The organism is Salmonella sp. 5800 (assembly GCF_046558195.1).
Classification (GTDB): Bacteria; Pseudomonadota; Gammaproteobacteria; order Enterobacterales; family Enterobacteriaceae; genus Salmonella; species Salmonella enterica.
Map to the genome: position 1 here is coordinate 46,758 of NZ_JBGDOX010000001.1, position 20,560 is coordinate 67,317.

20 protein-coding genes, 1 pseudogene and 1 other annotated feature are annotated in these 20,560 nt (G+C 50.9%); of the genes and pseudogenes, 17 read left to right on the plus strand and 4 right to left on the minus strand.

Annotated features, from left to right (window positions below; translation table 11 throughout):
- Positions 1-46: 46 nt before the first annotated feature.
- Positions 47-1,006 (minus strand): lipid A deacylase LpxR family protein, encoded by a 960-nt coding sequence (locus ACLJZ5_RS00225; RefSeq protein ID WP_001046434.1) that lies wholly within the window; start codon positions 1,004-1,006, stop codon positions 47-49.
- Positions 1,007-1,148: 142 nt separating this feature from the next.
- Between ACLJZ5_RS00225 and ACLJZ5_RS00230 the strand changes: the two are divergent.
- From ACLJZ5_RS00230 to selO, 16 genes and pseudogenes are all read left to right on the plus strand, one after another.
- Positions 1,149-1,463: pseudogene (locus tag ACLJZ5_RS00230) on the plus strand (hypothetical protein).
- Complete coding sequence (locus ACLJZ5_RS00235) at positions 1,460-2,314, plus strand: DNA/RNA non-specific endonuclease (protein WP_001044093.1); 855 nt, start codon at positions 1,460-1,462, stop codon at positions 2,312-2,314. The pseudogene ACLJZ5_RS00230 and the gene ACLJZ5_RS00235 overlap by 4 nt, the downstream one beginning before the upstream one ends.
- Positions 2,315-2,573: 259 nt before the next feature.
- Positions 2,574-4,502: a threonine--tRNA ligase gene (gene thrS, locus ACLJZ5_RS00240; RefSeq protein WP_001144226.1), complete on the plus strand. Its 1,929-nt coding sequence runs from the start codon at positions 2,574-2,576 to the stop codon at positions 4,500-4,502.
- A 3-nt stretch (positions 4,503-4,505) separates the two neighbouring features.
- Complete coding sequence (gene infC, locus ACLJZ5_RS00245; RefSeq protein ID WP_001574431.1) at positions 4,506-5,048, plus strand: translation initiation factor IF-3; 543 nt, start codon at positions 4,506-4,508, stop codon at positions 5,046-5,048.
- A 95-nt stretch (positions 5,049-5,143) separates the two neighbouring features.
- Positions 5,144-5,341, plus strand: coding sequence for a 50S ribosomal protein L35 (gene rpmI / locus ACLJZ5_RS00250; RefSeq protein WP_001124225.1), 198 nt, complete (start codon positions 5,144-5,146; stop codon positions 5,339-5,341).
- Positions 5,342-5,391: 50 nt separating this feature from the next.
- On the plus strand, positions 5,392-5,748 hold the full coding sequence (gene rplT / locus ACLJZ5_RS00255) for a 50S ribosomal protein L20 (RefSeq protein WP_000124850.1): 357 nt from the start codon (positions 5,392-5,394) through the stop codon (positions 5,746-5,748).
- Between the two features lie 115 nt (positions 5,749-5,863).
- Positions 5,864-5,987 (plus strand) — a sequence feature (Phe leader region).
- Positions 5,869-5,913 (plus strand): pheST operon leader peptide PheM, encoded by a 45-nt coding sequence (gene pheM / locus ACLJZ5_RS00260; protein WP_001386830.1) that lies wholly within the window; start codon positions 5,869-5,871, stop codon positions 5,911-5,913. Its footprint overlaps the feature before it by 45 nt.
- Before the next feature lie 62 nt (positions 5,988-6,049).
- Positions 6,050-7,033 carry a phenylalanine--tRNA ligase subunit alpha gene (gene pheS / locus ACLJZ5_RS00265; RefSeq protein ID WP_000018570.1) on the plus strand — a complete coding sequence of 328 codons (984 nt, stop codon included), beginning with the start codon at positions 6,050-6,052 and terminating at the stop codon, positions 7,031-7,033.
- Between the two features lie 15 nt (positions 7,034-7,048).
- The gene (gene pheT, locus ACLJZ5_RS00270) at positions 7,049-9,436 is read left to right on the plus strand and encodes a phenylalanine--tRNA ligase subunit beta (RefSeq protein WP_000672395.1); all 2,388 of its coding nucleotides are present in this window, start codon (positions 7,049-7,051) and stop codon (positions 9,434-9,436) included.
- A gap of 4 nt (positions 9,437-9,440) precedes the next feature.
- On the plus strand, positions 9,441-9,740 hold the full coding sequence (gene ihfA, locus ACLJZ5_RS00275) for an integration host factor subunit alpha (RefSeq protein WP_001229266.1): 300 nt from the start codon (positions 9,441-9,443) through the stop codon (positions 9,738-9,740).
- 202 nt (positions 9,741-9,942) lie between these two features.
- The gene (gene btuC, locus ACLJZ5_RS00280; protein WP_000954982.1) at positions 9,943-10,923 is read left to right on the plus strand and encodes a vitamin B12 ABC transporter permease BtuC; all 981 of its coding nucleotides are present in this window, start codon (positions 9,943-9,945) and stop codon (positions 10,921-10,923) included.
- Between the two features lie 91 nt (positions 10,924-11,014).
- On the plus strand, positions 11,015-11,566 hold the full coding sequence (locus ACLJZ5_RS00285; protein ID WP_001181565.1) for a glutathione peroxidase: 552 nt from the start codon (positions 11,015-11,017) through the stop codon (positions 11,564-11,566).
- On the plus strand, positions 11,566-12,315 hold the full coding sequence (btuD, locus tag ACLJZ5_RS00290) for a vitamin B12 ABC transporter ATP-binding protein BtuD (protein WP_000080607.1): 750 nt from the start codon (positions 11,566-11,568) through the stop codon (positions 12,313-12,315). The genes ACLJZ5_RS00285 and btuD overlap by 1 nt, the downstream gene beginning before the upstream one ends.
- 76 nt (positions 12,316-12,391) lie before the next feature.
- The gene (locus ACLJZ5_RS00295) at positions 12,392-12,856 is read left to right on the plus strand and encodes a C40 family peptidase (RefSeq protein ID WP_001213256.1); all 465 of its coding nucleotides are present in this window, start codon (positions 12,392-12,394) and stop codon (positions 12,854-12,856) included.
- Between the two features lie 313 nt (positions 12,857-13,169).
- Positions 13,170-13,883 (plus strand): anti-FlhDC factor YdiV, encoded by a 714-nt coding sequence (gene ydiV, locus ACLJZ5_RS00300; protein WP_000562011.1) that lies wholly within the window; start codon positions 13,170-13,172, stop codon positions 13,881-13,883.
- A 61-nt stretch (positions 13,884-13,944) separates the two neighbouring features.
- Positions 13,945-15,387, plus strand: a complete 1,443-nt coding sequence (gene selO / locus ACLJZ5_RS00305) for a protein adenylyltransferase SelO (protein ID WP_024797465.1) — start codon at positions 13,945-13,947, stop codon at positions 15,385-15,387.
- A 34-nt stretch (positions 15,388-15,421) separates the two neighbouring features.
- On the opposite strand, the gene hemP is transcribed toward selO, so the two are convergent.
- From hemP to ppsR, 3 genes are all read right to left on the minus strand, one after another.
- Positions 15,422-15,613 carry a hemin uptake protein HemP gene (gene hemP / locus ACLJZ5_RS00310; RefSeq protein ID WP_000089115.1) on the minus strand — a complete coding sequence of 64 codons (192 nt, stop codon included), beginning with the start codon at positions 15,611-15,613 and terminating at the stop codon, positions 15,422-15,424.
- Positions 15,614-15,769: 156 nt separating this feature from the next.
- On the minus strand, positions 15,770-16,816 hold the full coding sequence (aroH, locus tag ACLJZ5_RS00315) for a 3-deoxy-7-phosphoheptulonate synthase AroH (RefSeq protein ID WP_001082196.1): 1,047 nt from the start codon (positions 16,814-16,816) through the stop codon (positions 15,770-15,772).
- A gap of 155 nt (positions 16,817-16,971) precedes the next feature.
- Entirely contained in the window at positions 16,972-17,805 is an 834-nt protein-coding gene (ppsR, locus tag ACLJZ5_RS00320) for a posphoenolpyruvate synthetase regulatory kinase/phosphorylase PpsR (protein WP_000370992.1), read from the minus strand.
- A 336-nt stretch (positions 17,806-18,141) separates the two neighbouring features.
- On the opposite strand from ppsR, the gene ppsA reads away from it, so the two are divergent.
- Positions 18,142-20,520, plus strand: a complete 2,379-nt coding sequence (ppsA, locus tag ACLJZ5_RS00325) for a phosphoenolpyruvate synthase (RefSeq protein ID WP_000069333.1) — start codon at positions 18,142-18,144, stop codon at positions 20,518-20,520.
- Positions 20,521-20,560 lie beyond the last annotated feature (40 nt).

Genomic DNA, 20,560 nt, shown 5'->3' on the forward strand with positions numbered 1-20,560 from the left:
TTGTACCGGGTTACATTACGTAACCCGGTTATTCCGTGGTGACGCCTCAGAAGAAGAAGGTGATGTCGCCGTTGATATAAGAATAGTCGTCTCCGGTGCGAAATTCCGACGTGACTTTGTTTAAAGAAAGAGAGAATGCGACGGGAGAATAGCCGATGGTAGCACCGACGCGATATTCATCCACGGTTTTATTAATATCCACCGTTTCCATTTTTGTTTGCAGCGTTTTCCCCTGTAACGTGTAGTTTTTATCAACTTCCCTGCGCTCAACGCCAGCAAATACCTTATAGATCAATCCCTCTTTTTGAGTGTGTATTAATCCTCGGCGGGACAGTAACCCAAACCCATTATCAGAGTTGAAGGTCTTATCATTTCCCAGCGCAACGGTTGCGCCGTACCCCAAATACTGGAAGAGATTGCCGCCGACAGCAGAGACTTCTGGATAGAAGCCCACATTGACGCCCAGAATATCAATAGCTGGCGTAAGGGACACCATTCCTTTTGCCGTATAACCATAACGGTTTTCAATTTGATCCTGCCAGGCAGGGTATTTTTCTGCGCCTATTATTCGATGCGCCCGATTCTGAACCTCCTGACCACCTGCGTCAGGACCAATAACGCCGATATCGGTACCTAAACGATAACGTAACCAATTGGTGGCTAATGAATTCCACTCCAGTCCGGTATGAAGAAAGGCGCTGAACGCGCGATCGCCTTTGACGGCTTCAGGCTTTCTCTTGTTAGCGCCTGATGGAGAATAAATATCTTGCGCGATATGAAAAGAGAGTTGACTGGCGTCAGTGAGATCGTGGCTGTAGCCTAAAAAGAGCCCGGCAGTATAATCACCCCGGTCTGCAGCCTTGTGCCCATAAAGGGCATTTAAGGATGGTTGAAATATACCTGCATCATCATTCGCCACTGAAATAGCAAGGCTACTGGCATTGGCCATTGTGGTCGTACTGAGTATGGCGGCAATCATCGTTGCGCAATAGCTGTATTTGTTCACTTTTTACCCCTGAATATGAAAGTGAATACTCTTATTTTTACAAAGTAATAAGCACAGCAGCATGATGCGCAGTGCTTATTAAACCTTTAAATATAACTAAACTCCTGCCAGCAGCGAGTCATTGAGAGGATACGTTGCCTTAATGTTGAAAAATGGTGTTGAAAAACATGCGTCAGATATTATTGAATATCCATTTTTCATTCGCTATCTGAGTGCGAGAAATTATTGGCTTCACGATTATGCATATAATACGATGTTTTTTGGTATCAACATGAATATCACGTTGTATTCTTTTGAGCTCATTTTCTTTGATGGCTTCGATGTTTATCTGTTATTAATTTTTACCGTGATAGTGTTGTCTTTAATGATGAGAGTATCTAACGGCTGGTAGGGTAATATAACCAAATTATTACTATCTGAATTATTAGGGCGGTTATTATTAAGGAAGCAAAAGTGAATAAGACCATTAATCTGCTAAAATTACTGCCCGTAGTATTATTAAGCGCATGTACTACATCGTATCCTCCCCAGGATACAACATCGGCACCCGAGTTACCCCATCGTAACGTACTCGTTCAGCAACCTGATAACTGTAGCGTTGGCTGTCCTCAAGGAGGAAGTCAACAAACAATCTATCGCCATGTCTATACGCTCAATAATAATAGCGCCACGAAATTTGCCAACTGGGTTGCCTATAGCGTGACAAAGACCAGCCAGGCAAGCGGTCGCCCGCGGAACTGGGCGCAGGACCCCGATTTACCGCCCTCGGATACGTTGGCCCCTTCCGCCTATAAAAATGCCCATACGCTATTAAAAGTCGATAGGGGACACCAGGCGCCGTTGGCAGGATTGGGCGGCGTATCGGACTGGCCGTCGTTAAATTATTTATCGAATATTACGCCGCAGAAATCCGCCCTGAATCAGGGAGCATGGGCTGCACTGGAAAACCGGGTGCGCGAACTTGCCAAACAGGCTGATGTATCTGTAGTGCACGTAGTGACCGGCCCCCTTTTTGAGCGGCATATCGCCACATTGCCAGAAGATGCGACGGTAGAAATTCCCAGCGGGTACTGGAAGGTTTTATTCACCGGAACGGCGCCGTCAAAAAGTGAAGGAAATTACGCTGCGTTTATTATGGATCAGAATACGCCCCGTTCGGCGAATTTTTGCGACTATCAGGTTACCGTGGAGGCTATCGAACATAAAACGAAGCCAGTGCTGACGCTGTGGTCTGCCTTGCCTGAAGCGGTAGCCAGCGAGGTGAAAACGACAAAGGGGAGTCTGGCGCAGAAGTTAGGTTGTCGATGAGAAGCGCTATACGGCGCGTAGAAAGATAACGGAGAAATCCTGTCAAGGGTCTTGATTTGCTACAGAGTGATGCAATCTCCCTTTTTTTAGTGTTACCATCGTCATGCCGGACGAAAATAGCGATTTTCGTCTGTGTCGAAGGTTGTGCGCCAATTTAGCAATGGTTGGCTAGATGGATACACAACTCACTGTCAATAAATTCATTTTCTCTTTGTATGTGATCTTGCGTATGGGTCACCACTGCAAATAAGGATATTACATGCCTGTTATTACTCTTCCTGATGGCAGCCAACGCCATTATGACCACCCTGTAAGCCCGATGGATGTTGCTCTGGACATTGGTCCTGGCCTGGCGAAAGCCACCATTGCGGGCCGTGTGAATGGCGAGCTGGTTGATGCTTCCGATCTGATTGAAAATGATGCGACGCTTTCCATCATCACCGCAAAAGATGAAGAGGGTCTGGAGATCATTCGTCACTCTTGCGCGCATCTGTTAGGTCACGCAATCAAGCAACTTTGGCCGCACACGAAAATGGCGATCGGCCCGGTTGTCGACAACGGTTTTTACTATGACGTTGATCTTGACCGCACACTAACTCAGGAAGATGTCGAAGCGCTCGAAAAGCGGATGCATGAGCTCGCCGAGAAAAATTACGACGTTATCAAGAAGAAAGTCAGCTGGCACGAAGCGCGTGAAACCTTCGTGAAGCGTGGTGAAAGCTACAAAGTTTCCATTCTTGATGAAAACATTGCTCATGATGACAAGCCAGGCTTGTACCATCATGAAGAATATGTCGACATGTGTCGTGGTCCGCACGTGCCGAATATGCGTTTCTGCCATCACTTTAAACTGATGAAAACTGCCGGCGCATACTGGCGCGGTGACAGCAATAATAAGATGTTGCAGCGTATTTACGGTACGGCATGGGCAGATAAAAAAGCCCTGAACGCTTATCTGCAGCGCCTGGAAGAGGCCGCAAAACGCGACCACCGTAAAATTGGTAAGCAGCTTGACCTGTATCATATGCAGGAAGAAGCGCCGGGCATGGTGTTCTGGCATAACGACGGCTGGACTATCTTCCGCGAGCTGGAGGTCTTTGTTCGTTCTAAACTCAAAGAGTACCAGTATCAAGAAGTTAAAGGCCCGTTCATGATGGATCGTGTGCTGTGGGAAAAAACCGGGCACTGGGACAACTATAAAGATGCGATGTTCACCACATCCTCAGAAAACCGCGAATATTGCATCAAGCCGATGAACTGCCCGGGCCACGTTCAGATCTTTAACCAGGGTCTGAAATCCTATCGTGATTTGCCGCTGCGTATGGCGGAATTCGGTAGCTGCCACCGTAACGAGCCATCAGGCGCGCTGCATGGTCTGATGCGCGTACGCGGCTTTACGCAGGATGATGCGCATATCTTCTGCACCGAAGAGCAGATCCGCGATGAAGTTAACGCTTGTATTCGTATGGTCTACGATATGTACAGCACCTTTGGCTTCGAGAAGATCGTCGTCAAGCTTTCCACTCGTCCTGACAAGCGTATCGGCAGCGATGAGATGTGGGATCGTGCTGAGGCGGATCTGGCGGTTGCGCTGGAAGAAAATAATATCCCGTTTGAGTATCAACTGGGTGAAGGCGCATTCTACGGTCCGAAAATTGAATTTACCTTATATGACTGCCTCGATCGTGCATGGCAGTGCGGTACAGTACAGCTGGACTTCTCCTTACCGTCTCGTCTGAGCGCCTCCTATGTAGGCGAAGACAACGAGCGTAAGGTGCCGGTAATGATTCACCGTGCGATTCTTGGGTCGATGGAACGCTTCATCGGTATCCTGACCGAAGAGTTCGCTGGTTTCTTCCCGACATGGCTCGCGCCTGTTCAGGTAGTCGTGATGAATATTACCGATTCGCAGTCTGAATACGTTAACGAATTGACGCAGAAACTACAAAATGCGGGCATTCGTGTAAAAGCAGACTTGAGAAATGAGAAGATTGGCTTTAAAATCCGCGAGCACACTTTACGTCGTGTCCCTTATATGTTGGTCTGTGGTGATAAAGAGGTGGAAGCAGGCAAAGTTGCCGTTCGCACCCGCCGCGGTAAAGACCTGGGCAGTCTGGACGTAAATGACGTGATTGAGAAGCTGCAACAAGAGATTCGCAGCCGCAGTCTTCAACAACTGGAGGAATAAAGTATTAAAGGCGGAAAACGAGTTCAAACGGCGCGTCCGAATCGTATTAATAGCGAAATTCGCGCGCAAGAAGTTCGCTTAACAGGTCTGGAAGGCGAGCAGCTTGGTATTGTGAGTCTGAGAGAAGCTCTGGAAAAAGCTGAAGAAGCCGGAGTAGACTTAGTCGAAATCAGCCCTAACGCCGAGCCGCCGGTTTGTCGTATAATGGATTACGGCAAATTCCTCTATGAAAAGAGTAAGTCTTCTAAGGAACAGAAGAAAAAGCAAAAAGTTATCCAGGTGAAGGAAATTAAATTCCGTCCTGGGACAGATGAAGGCGACTATCAGGTAAAACTCCGCAGCCTGATTCGCTTTCTCGAAGAGGGCGATAAGGCCAAAATCACGCTGCGTTTCCGCGGTCGTGAAATGGCCCACCAGCAAATCGGTATGGAAGTGCTTAATCGCGTGAAAGACGATTTGCAAGAACTGGCAGTGGTCGAATCCTTCCCAACGAAGATCGAAGGCCGTCAGATGATCATGGTGCTTGCTCCTAAGAAGAAACAGTAAGGCCTTCAAGTAACAATTCTGTGAAGCCTTCGGGCTTCACAGGTTTTGTTCGCCTATGTTTCGTTTATTAACAATGCGAAGTGGAAGTTATTAAAATGCCAAAAATTAAGACCGTACGCGGTGCTGCTAAGCGCTTCAAAAAAACCGGTAAAGGTGGTTTTAAGCACAAGCACGCTAACCTGCGTCACATTCTGACCAAAAAAGCGACTAAACGTAAACGTCACCTGCGTCCGAAAGCCATGGTTTCTAAAGGCGATCTGGGCCTGGTTATCGCGTGCCTGCCGTACGCATAAGCCGTTAACGTTTTTAACTTTTTAATTAGAATAGATACAGGAGAGCACATATGGCTCGCGTAAAACGTGGTGTAATTGCACGCGCACGTCACAAGAAAATTTTGAAACAAGCCAAAGGCTACTACGGTGCGCGTTCTCGCGTATACCGCGTTGCCTTCCAGGCAGTTATCAAAGCTGGTCAGTATGCTTACCGTGACCGTCGTCAACGTAAGCGTCAGTTCCGTCAACTGTGGATTGCGCGTATCAACGCAGCAGCACGTCAGAACGGTATTTCTTACAGCAAATTCATCAACGGCCTGAAAAAAGCCTCTGTTGAAATCGACCGTAAGATCCTGGCTGATATCGCCGTATTCGACAAAGTCGCGTTCACCGCGCTGGTTGAAAAAGCGAAAGCAGCTCTGGCATAAGCCAGTGAAAAGAGGGAGCCTGGCTCCCTCTCTTTTATTTACTGTTCAGTGAGTTGACAATTGACCTGTAACCCTTTTCAATAAAGGATATTCGGTTTTACCACATAAGGTAACGCAAGCATGAACGCTGCTATTTTCCGTTTCTTTTTTTACTTTAGCACCTGATCCCAGGAGGCTAGCGCGTGAAAAACGAAACGAAAAACAGCGCAAAAAAGCCTCCTGATGGAGGCTTTTTTTGTATCTGAAATCGAGAGATTACGTCCAATGAACCGGTGTCTTCACCGACACAATGAGGAAAACCATGTCACATCTCGCAGAGCTGGTTGCCAATGCAGCGGCCGCCATTAACCAGGCGTCAGATGTTGCCGCGTTAGACAATGTACGCGTCGAATATTTGGGCAAGAAAGGGCATTTAACCCTTCAGATGACGACCCTACGCGATCTGCCGCCGGAAGAGCGTCCGGCAGCCGGGGCAGTCATTAACGCCGCGAAAGAGCAGGTACAACAGGCTCTTAACGCGCGTAAAGCCGAGCTGGAAAGCGCAGCGCTTAACGCCCGTCTGGCCGCTGAAACCATCGATATCTCCCTGCCGGGGCGCCGTATTGAGAACGGCGGTCTGCATCCGGTCACGCGTACCATTGACCGTATTGAAAGTTTCTTCGGCGAGCTTGGTTTTACCGTGGCGACTGGCCCGGAAATCGAAGATGACTACCATAACTTCGACGCGTTAAACATTCCGGGTCATCATCCGGCCCGCGCCGATCATGATACCTTCTGGTTTGACGCGACCCGTCTGCTGCGGACCCAGACGTCTGGCGTCCAGATCCGGACGATGAAAGCGCAGCAACCGCCGATCCGCATTATTGCGCCGGGCCGTGTATACCGTAATGACTACGACCAGACGCATACTCCGATGTTCCATCAGATGGAAGGTCTGATTGTTGATACCAACATCAGCTTCACCAACCTCAAAGGTACGCTGCACGACTTCCTGCGCAATTTCTTTGAGGAGGATCTGCAGATTCGCTTCCGTCCTTCTTATTTTCCGTTTACCGAACCTTCTGCAGAAGTGGATGTGATGGGTAAAAACGGCAAATGGCTGGAAGTGCTGGGCTGCGGGATGGTGCATCCGAATGTGCTGCGTAATGTCGGTATCGATCCGGAAATCTATTCTGGCTTCGCTTTTGGTATGGGGATGGAACGTCTGACCATGTTGCGTTACGGCGTCACCGACCTGCGTTCATTCTTCGAAAACGATCTGCGTTTCCTCAAACAGTTTAAATAAAGGCAGGATAAAACAATGAAATTCAGCGAACTGTGGTTACGCGAGTGGGTTAACCCGGCAATTGATAGCGATGCGTTGGCTAACCAGATTACGATGGCTGGCCTGGAAGTAGACGGCGTTGAGCCGGTCGCGGGAAGCTTCAATGGCGTTGTGGTTGGGGAAGTGGTTGAGTGCGCCCAGCATCCGAACGCTGACAAATTGCGTGTAACGAAAGTCAACGTTGGCGGAGAACGCCTGTTGGATATCGTCTGCGGCGCGCCAAACTGTCGTCAGGGGCTGAAAGTAGCGGTGGCCACCATTGGCGCTATTCTGCCGGGCGATTTCAAAATTAAAGCGGCAAAACTGCGCGGCGAACCGTCTGAAGGGATGCTGTGCTCCTTCTCCGAACTGGGGATTTCCGACGATCACAGCGGCATTATCGAACTGCCGGCGGATGCGCCGCTGGGTACCGATATCCGTGAATACCTGAAGCTCGACGACAATACCATCGAAATTAGCGTCACGCCAAACCGTGCGGATTGCTTAGGTATCATCGGCGTTGCGCGTGATGTGGCGGTACTGAACAAAGCGCCGCTCCAGGAGCCTGAAATGGCGCCGGTTGCGGCAACCATCAGCGATACGCTGCCGATTACGGTAGAGGCCGCTGATGCGTGTCCACGCTATCTTGGCCGGGTGGTAAAAGGCATCAATGTTAACGCGCCGACGCCGCTGTGGATGAAAGAGAAACTGCGTCGCTGCGGTATTCGCTCCATCGATGCGGTGGTTGACGTCACCAACTATGTGCTGCTCGAACTGGGTCAGCCAATGCATGCTTTCGATAAAGATCGCATTGATGGCGGTATTGTCGTGCGGATGGCAAAAGAGGGTGAAACCGTCGTCCTGCTGGACGGTAGCGAAGCGACGTTAAATGCGGACACGCTGGTGATCGCCGATCACCATAAGGCGCTGGGGATAGCCGGTATTTTTGGCGGCGAACATTCCGGCGTGAACGGCGAAACGCAAAATGTGCTGCTGGAATGTGCGTACTTTAATCCGCTGTCTATCACCGGTCGCGCTCGCCGCCACGGTCTGCATACCGATGCGTCTCACCGCTACGAGCGCGGGGTAGACCCGGCGCTGCAATATAAAGCGATAGAGCGCGCTACTCGTCTGCTTCTTGATATCTGTGGCGGTGATGCGGGTCCGATAATTGATGTGAGCAACGAAGCAACGTTGCCGAAACGCGCCACCATTACGCTGCGTCGCAGTAAACTGGATCGCCTGATCGGGCATCATATTGCGGATGAGCAGGTCAGTGATATTCTGCGTCGTCTGGGCTGTGAAGTGACCGAAGGGCAGGACGAGTGGAAAGCCGTGGCGCCGACCTGGCGTTTCGATATGGAGATTGAAGAAGATCTGGTGGAAGAGGTGGCCCGCGTTTACGGTTATAACAATATTCCGGACGAGCCAATCCAGGCCGGTTTAATCATGGGGACGCACCGTGAAGCCGATCTGTCGTTGAAGCGGGTTAAAACCATGCTGAACGACAAAGGCTATCAGGAAGTGATTACCTATAGCTTTGTCGATCCTAAAGTACAACAGCTTATCCATCCAGGCGCAGAAGCGCTGCTGCTGCCAAACCCTATCTCCGTTGAGATGTCGGCGATGCGTCTGTCTCTGTGGAGCGGATTGCTGACGACGGTGGTCTATAACCAAAACCGCCAGCAGAATCGCGTGCGTATTTTTGAAACCGGTTTACGTTTCGTTCCGGATACACAAGCCAATCTGGGTATTCGACAGGATCTGATGCTGGCTGGCGTGATTTGCGGTAACCGCTATGATGAGCACTGGAACCTGGCAAAAGAGACCGTTGATTTCTATGATTTGAAAGGCGATCTGGAAGCAGTATTGGATTTAACCGGCAAACTGGGTGATATCCAGTTTAAGGCGGAGATGAATCCGGCTCTGCATCCGGGACAGTCTGCGGCGATTTATCTGAAAGATGAACGTATTGGTTTTATTGGGGTTGTTCACCCTGAACTGGAACGTAAACTGGATCTGAATGGTCGTACACTGGTGTTTGAACTGGAATGGAATAAGCTCGCAGACCGTATCGTGCCGCAGGCGCGGGAGATTTCACGCTTCCCGGCCAACCGTCGCGATATTGCGGTTGTTGTTGCAGAAAACGTTCCCGCAGCGGATATTTTATCCGAATGTAAGAAAGTTGGCGTAAATCAGGTAGTTGGCGTAAACTTATTTGACGTGTACCGCGGTAAGGGTGTTGCGGAGGGTTATAAGAGCCTCGCTATCAGCCTGATCCTTCAGGATACCAACCGTACACTCGAAGAAGAGGAGATTGCCGCTACCGTCGCCAAATGTGTAGAGGCATTAAAAGAGCGATTCCAGGCATCATTGAGGGATTGAACCTATGGCGCTTACAAAAGCTGAAATGTCAGAATATCTGTTTGATAAGCTTGGGCTTAGCAAGCGGGATGCCAAAGAACTGGTTGAACTGTTTTTCGAAGAGATCCGTCGTGCTCTGGAAAACGGTGAGCAGGTGAAACTCTCTGGTTTTGGTAACTTCGATCTGCGTGATAAAAATCAACGTCCGGGGCGTAACCCGAAAACGGGTGAAGATATTCCTATTACAGCACGGCGCGTGGTGACCTTCAGACCCGGGCAGAAGTTAAAGAGCCGGGTCGAAAACGCTTCGCCCAAAGAAGAGTAATCAGATCCAGGCATAACATCCATCAGGGTGTATTGCGGCAGATACGCTGCCATCCCGAAAGTAGATCAGCGGGATGACAGCGTATCTGTCAGCCTGAAAGATGACCCGTATAACTAAAAAGGCCGCATTGCGGCCTTTTTTCTTTCAAGTAGAGGATACCCACCGTAAAATCACGCTACCTCTTTTCAGCTGAATGGATAACATGCTGACTTTTGCCCGCCAACAACAGCGACGAAACGTTCGCTGGCTTCTGAGCCTGTCACTGCTGGTGCTACTGGCTACACTTCTGAGCTTATGCGCAGGCGAACAGTGGATTGCCCCCGGTGACTGGTTAAGCGCCCGGGGGGAACTGTTTGTCTGGCAAATTCGCCTTCCCCGCACGCTTGCGGTATTGCTGGTTGGCGCTGCGCTGGCGCTATCTGGCGCTGTGATGCAGGCGCTGTTTGAAAACCCACTTGCTGAACCGGGTCTGCTCGGCGTTTCGAATGGGGCCGGTGTTGGGCTTATTGCCGCCGTCTTACTGGGGCAGGGGCAACTGCCAGGATGGGCGCTGGGACTGTGCGCTATAGCCGGCGCGCTCATTATTACGTTAATTCTGCTGCGTTTTGCGCGTCGCCATCTCTCTACCAGCCGCTTGTTGTTGGCGGGCGTCGCGCTGGGCATTATCTGTAGCGCGCTGATGACGTGGGCTATCTATTTTTCCACCTCTTTCGATCTGCGGCAATTAATGTACTGGATGATGGGAGGATTTGGCGGCGTTGACTGGCAGCAGAGCTGGCTAATGATTGCGCTCATCCCGGTACTGATCTGGATATGTTGCCAGTCGCAACCGCTGAATATGCTGGCGCTAGGGGAAACCTCGGCGCGGCAGCTTGGCCTGCCGCTGTGGTTCTGGCGCAATTTGTTGGTCATCGCCACCGGCTGGATGGTGGGTGTCAGCGTGGCGATGGCGGGGGCGATTGGTTTTATCGGTCTGGTTATTCCGCACATCCTGCGCTTATGTGGTTTAACCGATCACCGGGTTTTACTTCCCGGCTGCGCGCTGGCCGGGGCTATCGCCCTGCTATTGGCTGATGTGGTCGCCCGACTGGCGCTGGCGTCGGCTGAACTGCCTATCGGGGTGGTCACCGCCACATTGGGGGCACCAGTGTTTATCTGGCTGCTGCTCAAATCCGCGCGTTAGCGCATCGGTAAACAACTGCTTTCATCATTCGCAGTCTATGATTAAAGGCTAACGATGAAACCCGCTATTCTACCGACATCAGGGAGACACCATGCAAAACTCGCTTCTTAATACTCACGTTACGACGATTGATGGAGAGGTCACTACACTTGAAAAATACGCCGGAAAAGTGCTGCTCATTGTAAACGTCGCCTCCAGATGTGGCCTGACGCCGCAATATGAACAGTTGGAAAATATCCAGAAGGCGTGGGCAGATCAGGGGTTTGTCGTGTTGGGTTTTCCCTGCAACCAGTTTATGGGGCAGGAGCCAGGCAGCGAAGAGGAGATTAAAACCTATTGTGCCAGCACCTGGGGCGTCACGTTCCCGATGTTCAGTAAAATTGATGTGAATGGCGACGCGCGCCATCCGCTGTATCAAAAACTGATAGCCGCTGCGCCAACGGCAGTCGCGCCGGAGAAGAGCGGCTTTTACGAACGGATGGTAAGCAAAGGGCGTACGCCACTCTATCCGGATGATATTCTGTGGAATTTTGAAAAATTTTTGGTAGGCCGGGATGGTCAGGTGGTACAGCGTTTTTCGCCGGATATGACGCCTGAAGATCCTATTGTGATGGAAAGCATAAAAATCGCGTTGGCAAAATAATGTCTCAATTGATGCAATTAAAGGATGTCGCCGAGAGCACCCGCCTGGGACCGCTTTCCGGCGAAGTAAGCGCAGGAGAGATCCTTCATCTTGTCGGGCCGAACGGCGCCGGGAAAAGCACGCTACTGGCGCGTATGGCGGGGTTAACCTCCGGCGAGGGGAGCATCAGGTTTGGCGGAGCGCCGCTGGAGGCATGGGCGACGGCAACGCTTGCCCAACACCGCGCTTATCTTGCGCAACAGCAAAATCCGCCGTTCGCCATGCCGGTCTGGCATTACCTGACATTGCATCAACCTGATAAAACGCGAACCGGGCAGCTTAACGAGGTGGCCGATATGCTTGGATTGGGCGACAAACTGGGGCGAAGCGTGAATCAGCTTTCCGGTGGCGAGTGGCAGCGTGTTCGTCTTGCTGCCGTTGTACTACAAATTCATCCCGACGCTAATCCGGTCGGTCAATTATTGTTGCTTGATGAGCCGATGAACAGTCTCGATGTTGCGCAACAAAACGCTCTGGATCGGGTATTACATCATTTGTGTCAGGCAGGAATTGCGATTGTGATGAGTAGCCACGATCTGAACCACACGCTGCGCCATGCGCATAAAGCCTGGTTACTAAAGCGCGGTAAACTCATTGCCTGCGGCCGCCGGGAAGAGGTGCTCACCCCCTCTTATCTGGCGCAAGCCTACGGTCTGCGCTTTCGACGACTCGACGTCGAGGGGCATCCAATGCTCATTTCGGCCACTTAAGTAAAATCGTTTCTTGAAAAGCAGGTAATTTCGACGCTAAATTAATACCAAAATAAAAACAGAGGATTGTTGCGGCATGCGTTTTTGGCTTCTTGTTATCACAGCATTGTTCCTGGCAGGATGCAGTACTCATCGGGCACCGGCGCCAAATGCCAGATTATCAGACTCCATTACCGTCATTGCGGGTCTGAACGATCAGTTGCAGTCCTGGCGCGGTACGCCATACCGTTACGGCGGCATGAGTCGCAGAGGCGTGGACTGTTCCGGCTTTGTGGTAGTCACTATGCGCGACAAGTTTGATTTGCAGTTGCCTCGTGATACGCGTGAACAATCAAAAATCGGCACCAGAATCGATAAAGATGAATTGCTGCCCGGAGATTTGGTTTTCTTTAAAACCGGTTCGGGCGAAAGTGGTTTACATGTTGGTATTTACGATACAAATAATGAGTTTATTCATGCCTCTACCAGTCGTGGCGTGATGCGTTCATCGCTGGATAATGTGTACTGGCGAAAAAACTTCTGGCAGGCACGGCGAATTTAACCTCGCAGACGATATAAATTTTATAGTCTATTTTTAACATATCGCCGGTTGAACTTATGACATCTGTTGTCATCATATATAATGATATAACCGTAGCATTTACAAACGTACTTTTATTAAAAACGGGCGTGTTCACGCCCTGTTAAAAGTACAACATTGGATATTGGTTTATAATCAGAGTAAGTTAAAAAAAGGAACCGGTTCACCGGTAAACAAGAAAAATGATGACGCTTCAATTAGTATCTGAAGTTACGTCTGTTTCCGTCCGTAGTGACTGGATGGCGAATAGCGCCCTAACCATGGGACTGGCGTAATGATTGCTTCACTTGATGAGCTTTACCATTCCGAACTCTTTTTCCTTCCCGTCATGGATGAAAACGCTCGGCTTGTTGGTTTAGAGATTATTGCAACGTTTGCCGCTGAAGACGGCGCCGTGCGGATGCCGACTGAGTTGGTAGCGCCTCGCCTTTCGGTGGAGGAACAATACTGTCTGTTTGTTGAAAAACTGGCGTTGTTAGAAACCTGTCAGCACTTTTTTATTCAGCATAAACTTATTGCATGGCTTAATTTACCGCCTGCAATTAGTGACTTATTATTATTAGATAGCGAACTTTTTTCCCGGACAGCGCGCTTTCCGTTTCTTGAATTAGCTATAAATGAGAATTATCCTGGGTTAAACCAGGGCAAAAACAATGAAACGTTAGCTAATCTGGCAATGCATTTCCCATTAATGCTGGCAAATTTTGGCGCAGGCGAGGCGTCGACTAAAGCTATTTTCGATGGGCTTTTCAAACGAGTCATGTTGGATAAAAATTTTATTCAGCAGCGAGCTGAAATGATCTCATTCGAACCATTCATGCACGCTATTGTTGCCCAGATCTCCTCCAGCTGCGAGTCGCTGATGATTGCCGGTATTGATACTGAGGCGATGTTTGCGCGCGCAGCGCCATTGGGGTTTAGCGCATTCCAGGGCGGACTATGGCCTCCGGTGCCAGTAAGTCAGCTCATTAAACTCGTTCAGCGATAACCTTTCTGTTTGCCGGTGTTTAACCGGTGATTAACCGTCTACACTGAAGACAGGAGGCCCTATGACCCTGTCTTTTACTGCCCGTTGGCGCGATGAACTGCCAGCAACGTATACCGCGCTTTTACCCACACCGTTAAAAAATGCGCGACTGATTTGGTATAACGACGAACTGGCGCAGCAGTTAGCCATTCCCGCGTCGTTATTTGACGCTACCAATGGCGCTGGCGTTTGGGGCGGCGAAACCTTATTACCCGGTATGTCGCCTGTCGCGCAGGTATATAGCGGGCATCAGTTCGGCGTCTGGGCGGGACAACTCGGCGACGGACGCGGTATTTTGCTGGGCGAACAGCTCCTGGCGGATGGCTCGACCCTCGACTGGCATCTGAAAGGCGCCGGATTAACACCCTATTCGCGAATGGGAGATGGACGCGCCGTCCTGCGTTCAACCATACGAGAAAGTCTTGCCAGCGAAGCCATGCATTATCTGGGTATTCCCACGACGCGCGCGTTATCTATCGTAGCCAGCGATACGCCGGTTCAGCGAGAGACGCAGGAAACGGGCGCGATGTTAATGCGTCTGGCGCAAAGTCATATGCGTTTTGGTCATTTCGAACATTTCTACTACCGCCGTGAGCCGGAAAAAGTTCAGCAACTGGCTGATTTCGCTATTCGTCATTACTGGCCGCAATGGCAGGATGTCCCGGAAAAATATGATTTGTGGTTTGAAGAGGTGGCGGCGCGTACCGGAAGACTCATCGCCGAGTGGCAAACCGTCGGTTTTTCGCACGGCGTTATGAATACGGATAACATGTCGATTCTGGGGCTGACCATCGACTATGGTCCCTTTGGTTTTCTCGATGACTACGATCCCGGCTTCATTGGTAACCATTCCGATCATCAGGGACGTTACCGCTTCGATAACCAACCGTCGGTGGCGCTGTGGAATTTACAACGTCTGGCGCAGACGTTAACCCCTTTTATTGAGATCGACGCGTTAAACAGAGCGCTGGATCGCTACCAGGACGCGTTGTTAACGCACTATGGGCAGCGAATGCGCCAGAAGCTGGGCTTCTTTACCGAGCAAAAAGACGATAACGCTTTACTGAATGAATTGTTTAGTCTGATGGCGCGCGAAGGGAGTGACTATACCCGTACATTTCGGATGTTAAGCCATACGGAGCAACACAGCGCTTCCTCGCCGTTGCGGGATACGTTTATCGATCGCGCGGCGTTCGATGCCTGGTTCGATCGCTACCGGGCGCGATTGCGCACAGAGGCGGTGGATGACGCGCTGCGCCAGCAGCAGATGCAACGCGTGAATCCTGCGATTGTGTTGCGCAACTGGTTGGCTCAACGCGCGATAGATGCGGCTGAACAAGGAGACATGGCGGAACTGCATCGGTTGCATGAAGTTTTACGTCAACCTTTTACCGATCGAGATGATGACTATGCCAGCCGACCGCCGGAGTGGGGAAAGCGGCTGGAGGTCAGTTGTTCAAGTTAGCCTGATGCCAGCAGTATCGTCTGCTGGCGCAGCGCTATTTGGTTAACAGTAGCTTCCCGGCCTGAGTTTTGCGCAACAGATACTCCTGACCGTTGTGATCGATAATGACTTTGCCGTCCGGACCTAATAGCGCCTGACTGTTGACGCGCCGTTCAGCGGCAGGGAGAAGCGTTTCATTGTCTATTTCCTTAGGGTGAGGCAGCTCGGTGTTATCCATACGCGACATGTTATTTATTAATAATCAAACTCACAATGATTATTATTATCAATAATTAATGCAATAACAGCAAGTGCTAATTCTGTGGAGTGATATACGCGCGCGGAGAGAAAAGGGCGGGTAAAGCATCGAAGAAACGCCCATCCCGGCAGGATGGGCGAGCTATTAAAAGCGGCTATCTACCGCCGCGGCCAGTTTTTCCAACAGAACTTCCGTATCTTCCCAGTTCAGGCAGGGATCGGTAATGGACTGACCATAGATTAATGGTTGACCGCTGATAATTTTTTGCGTGCCTTCCCGTAAAAAACTCTCGGCCATAATCCCGGCAATTGCCGTGGAGCCATTACGAATCTGCTGGCAAATATCATCACATACCTCCAACTGGCGGCGATGCTGTTTTTGACAGTTGCCGTGGCTGAAGTCGACGACCAGATGTTCCGGCAGATCAAATTCATGCAACGTATCGCAGGCGGCGGCAATATCTTCAGCGTGGTAGTTCGGTTTTTTACCGCCGCGCATGATGATGTGCCCATACGGGTTGCCACTCGTCTGGTAGATGGTCATCTGTCCGTCTTTATCCGGCGAGAGAAACATATGGCTGGCGCGGGAGGCGCGAATAGCGTCAACGGCAATGCGGGTATTGCCATCCGTACCATTTTTAAAGCCGACCGGACAAGAGAGCGCAGAAGCCATTTCCCGATGGATTTGGCTTTCGGTGGTACGCGCGCCAATCGCTCCCCAACTGATCAGATCGGCAATAAACTGGCCAGTGACCATATCAAGAAACTCTGTGGCGGTCGGTACTCCCAGTTCGTTCACCTGCAATAGCAAGCGACGCGCCAGTTCAAGCCCATAATTGACGCGGTAACTTCCATTCAAGTCAGGATCGGAAATCAGGCCTTTCCATCCCACGACGGTGCGCGGTTTTTCAAAATAGGTACGCATGACGATCTCCAGACGCGCCTGATGCTTTTGGCGTTGTGCCTGGAGCTGCGTCGCGTATTCCATGGCAGCATTCAGATCGTGAATCGAACAGGGGCCAATGACGACCAGTAGCCGTGGATCTTCACCATTTAAAATCTTTTCTATCCGGCGTCGGGAGTCGGTAACGTGACTGGCGACGGAGGACGATACAGGATACCGCTGCGCGAGTTCGGTCGGTGTTACCAGGCTGTCGATACGCGCAGTACGGAGTTCGTCGGTTCTGTTCATTACAAGTCTCAGAAATTTGTTGCTTCAACGGCAGGACTACCGGGAAGTGATGGGCATCACGATAAACCAATCCCTGCTGATTTCAAGTGCGAGGCGTGTCACACCTCGCAGGCAGAACGGCATGATAACAAAAACCAACCCATTAAACTAGTTTGCTAGTACATCCTGCGGTTAAGCCCCATAATGTCGAGAATTTTGGTGGCTATCTCTTCAACGGAATAATTGGTGCTGTTCAGGCAGGGGATCTGATTCTTACGATACAGCGCTTCGACCTCCGCCACTTCCATGCGGCACTGACGCAACGAGGCATAGCGACTGTTTTCACGGCGTTCTTCGCGAATTGCCGCCAGGCGTTCAGGGTCAATTGTCAGGCCGAACAGTTTATGTTGTAGCGGTTTTAACGATGTGGGCAGCGTCAAATTATCCATATCATCGGCGATGAAAGGGTAGTTAGCCGCACGAATACCGAATTGCATTGCCAGATAGAGGCTGGTGGGCGTTTTTCCACAGCGCGAAACGCCAAGTAAAATGACCTGAGCCTGATCGAGGTTGCGCAATGAAATGCCATCATCATGCGCCAGGGTATAATCGATAGCGGCAATACGGGCGTCATACTTGTTCAGGTTACCCGGATTAAGCCCATGAGTACGATGAGCGATCGGCGTCGGATCCAGTTTCATCTCCTGCTGAAGCGGCGCCACCAGCGCCTGGACGATATCCTGGCAGAAACCTTCGCTCTGTAAGATGATGGCGCGAATTTCAGGTAAAACAATCGAGTAAAACACCAGCGGGCGAACGCCGGTTTGCTGATAAATGGCGTCAATTTGGTCTTTGACGGCGCGGGCGCGACTTTCGTTTTCCACGAATGGCAGCGTGATGCTGCTGATCGTCACCGGAAACTGCGACATAACCGCGTGACCCAGGACCTCGGCGGTGATGGCGGTACCATCAGAAATATAGAAAACATGGCGATCAACAACATTATCCATTCTGTTCATCCTGAAGAGTAAACATAATTATCTGAAAGCATAAATTAAAAGTAACGGGAAACGTATAACTTGTCGCTTATTTTATAAAATGACAGGCGCTTTTTATAATTAATGAAAAGCATGTTTCATTTCCTGGAAACGCAGTTTATACCGTGGGTGATTAAGGGAATGCCGTGCTATGCGCGGGTTTGCGCAACTACGTAAACAATCTGAAAAAATGAAAAAATAAATTTGCTTGAACGATTCACCGTTTTTTTCGCGGGTTTAAGTATGCCAGGATAAATACGCAACTATGTGTTTCTTAAACTCGTTCATTTATCACAAAAGGATTGTTCGATGTCCAACAATGGCTCGTCACCGCTGGTGCTTTGGTATAACCAACTCGGCATGAATGATGTAGACAGAGTTGGGGGCAAAAATGCCTCCCTGGGTGAAATGATTACTAACCTTTCCGGCATGGGCGTATCCGTTCCGAATGGTTTTGCAACCACTGCCGATGCGTTTAACCAGTTTTTGGATCAAAGCGGCGTAAACCAGCGCATTTATGAGCTGCTGGATAAGACAGATATTGATGATGTCTCCCAGCTGGCGAAAGCGGGCGCGCAGATCCGCCAGTGGATTATCGACACTCCTTTCCAGCCGGCGCTGGAAAACGCCATCCGCGATGCCTATGCGCAGCTTTCGTCGGATGATGAAAATGCCTCTTTTGCCGTGCGTTCCTCCGCTACGGCGGAAGATATGCCAGATGCTTCGTTTGCGGGCCAACAGGAAACGTTTCTTAACGTTCAGGGCTTCGACGCGGTGCTGGTGGCAGTGAAACACGTATTTGCTTCTCTGTTTAACGATCGCGCCATCTCTTATCGCGTTCACCAGGGATATGATCATCGCGGCGTAGCGCTTTCCGCTGGCGTGCAGCGGATGGTTCGCTCCGATCTCGCCTCGTCAGGGGTGATGTTCTCTATCGATACCGAATCCGGCTTTGACCAGGTGGTCTTTATCACCTCGGCATGGGGACTGGGTGAAATGGTGGTGCAGGGCGCGGTTAACCCGGATGAATTTTATGTCCATAAGCCAACCCTGGCGGCAGGCCGTCCGGCCATCGTACGCCGCACCATGGGGTCGAAAAAAATCCGCATGGTTTACGCCGCCACCCAGGAGCACGGCAAGCAAGTGAAGATTGAGGATGTGCCGCAGGAACAGCGCGACATTTTCTCGCTCACCAACGAAGAAGTGCAGGAACTGGCGAAACAAGCGGTGCAGATTGAGCAGCACTATGGTCGTCCGATGGATATCGAATGGGCGAAAGACGGTCATACCGGTAAGCTCTTTATTGTGCAGGCACGTCCGGAAACCGTGCGCTCCCGTGGCCAGGTGATGGAGCGTTATACGCTACATGCGCAGGGGAAAATCATTGCCGAAGGTCGCGCCATTGGTCATCGTATCGGCGCAGGTACGGTAAAAGTTATTCACGATATCGGCGAAATGAACCGTATTGAGCCTGGCGATGTGCTTGTCACCGATATGACCGACCCGGACTGGGAACCGATCATGAAAAAAGCGGCGGCGATTGTCACTAACCGTGGCGGGCGCACCTGTCACGCGGCGATTATCGCCCGCGAATTGGGCATTCCGGCGGTAGTCGGCTGCGGCGACGCCACCGAACGCATGAAAGATGGCGAAAAAGTAACCGTCTCCTGTGCGGAAGGTGATACCGGTTATGTGTATGCCGACATGCTGGATTTCAGCGTAAAAAGCTCCAGCGTAGATACCATGCCAGAGCTACCGCTGAAGGTCATGATGAACGTCGGCAACCCGGACAGGGCATTTGACTTTGCCTGCCTGCCGAATGAAGGTGTAGGTCTGGCGCGACTGGAATTCATCATTAACCGTATGATTGGCGTTCACCCGCGTGCGCTGCTGGAGTTTGACGACCAGGATGCCGCGCTGCAAAACGACATTCGTGAGATGATGAAAGGGTTTGACTCGCCGCGTGAATTTTACGTTGGTCGACTGACGGAAGGGATCGCGACGTTAGGCGCCGCCTTCTACCCGAAACGCGTTATCGTTCGCCTGTCTGACTTTAAGTCCAACGAATACGCCAACCTGGTCGGCGGCGAACGTTATGAGCCGCATGAAGAAAACCCGATGCTGGGCTTCCGCGGCGCGGGTCGTTACGTCGCAGAAAGTTTCCGCGATTGTTTTGCGCTGGAATGCGAAGCGGTGAAACGCGTGCGCAACGATATGGGCCTTACCAACGTCGAAATCATGATCCCGTTCGTGCGGACGGTCGACCAGGCGAAAGCGGTCATCGAAGAGCTGGCGCGCCAGGGGCTTAAACGCGGCGAGAACGGGCTGAAGATCATCATGATGTGCGAGATCCCGTCCAATGCCTTGCTGGCTGAACAGTTCCTCGAGTATTTTGATGGCTTCTCGATTGGTTCTAACGACATGACGCAGCTGGCGCTGGGGCTGGATCGCGATTCCGGCGTGGTGTCTGAACTGTTTGACGAGCGTAACGACGCGGTGAAAGCGCTGCTGTCGATGGCGATCCGCGCGGCGAAAAAACAGGGCAAATATGTTGGAATTTGTGGTCAGGGTCCGTCCGACCATGAAGACTTTGCCGCCTGGCTGATGGAAGAGGGGATCGACAGCCTGTCGCTGAACCCGGACACCGTGGTTCAGACCTGGCTGAGTCTGGCGGAACTGAAGAAGTAGTGTAATACCGGATGGCGGCGTTAACGTCGCCATCCGGCAA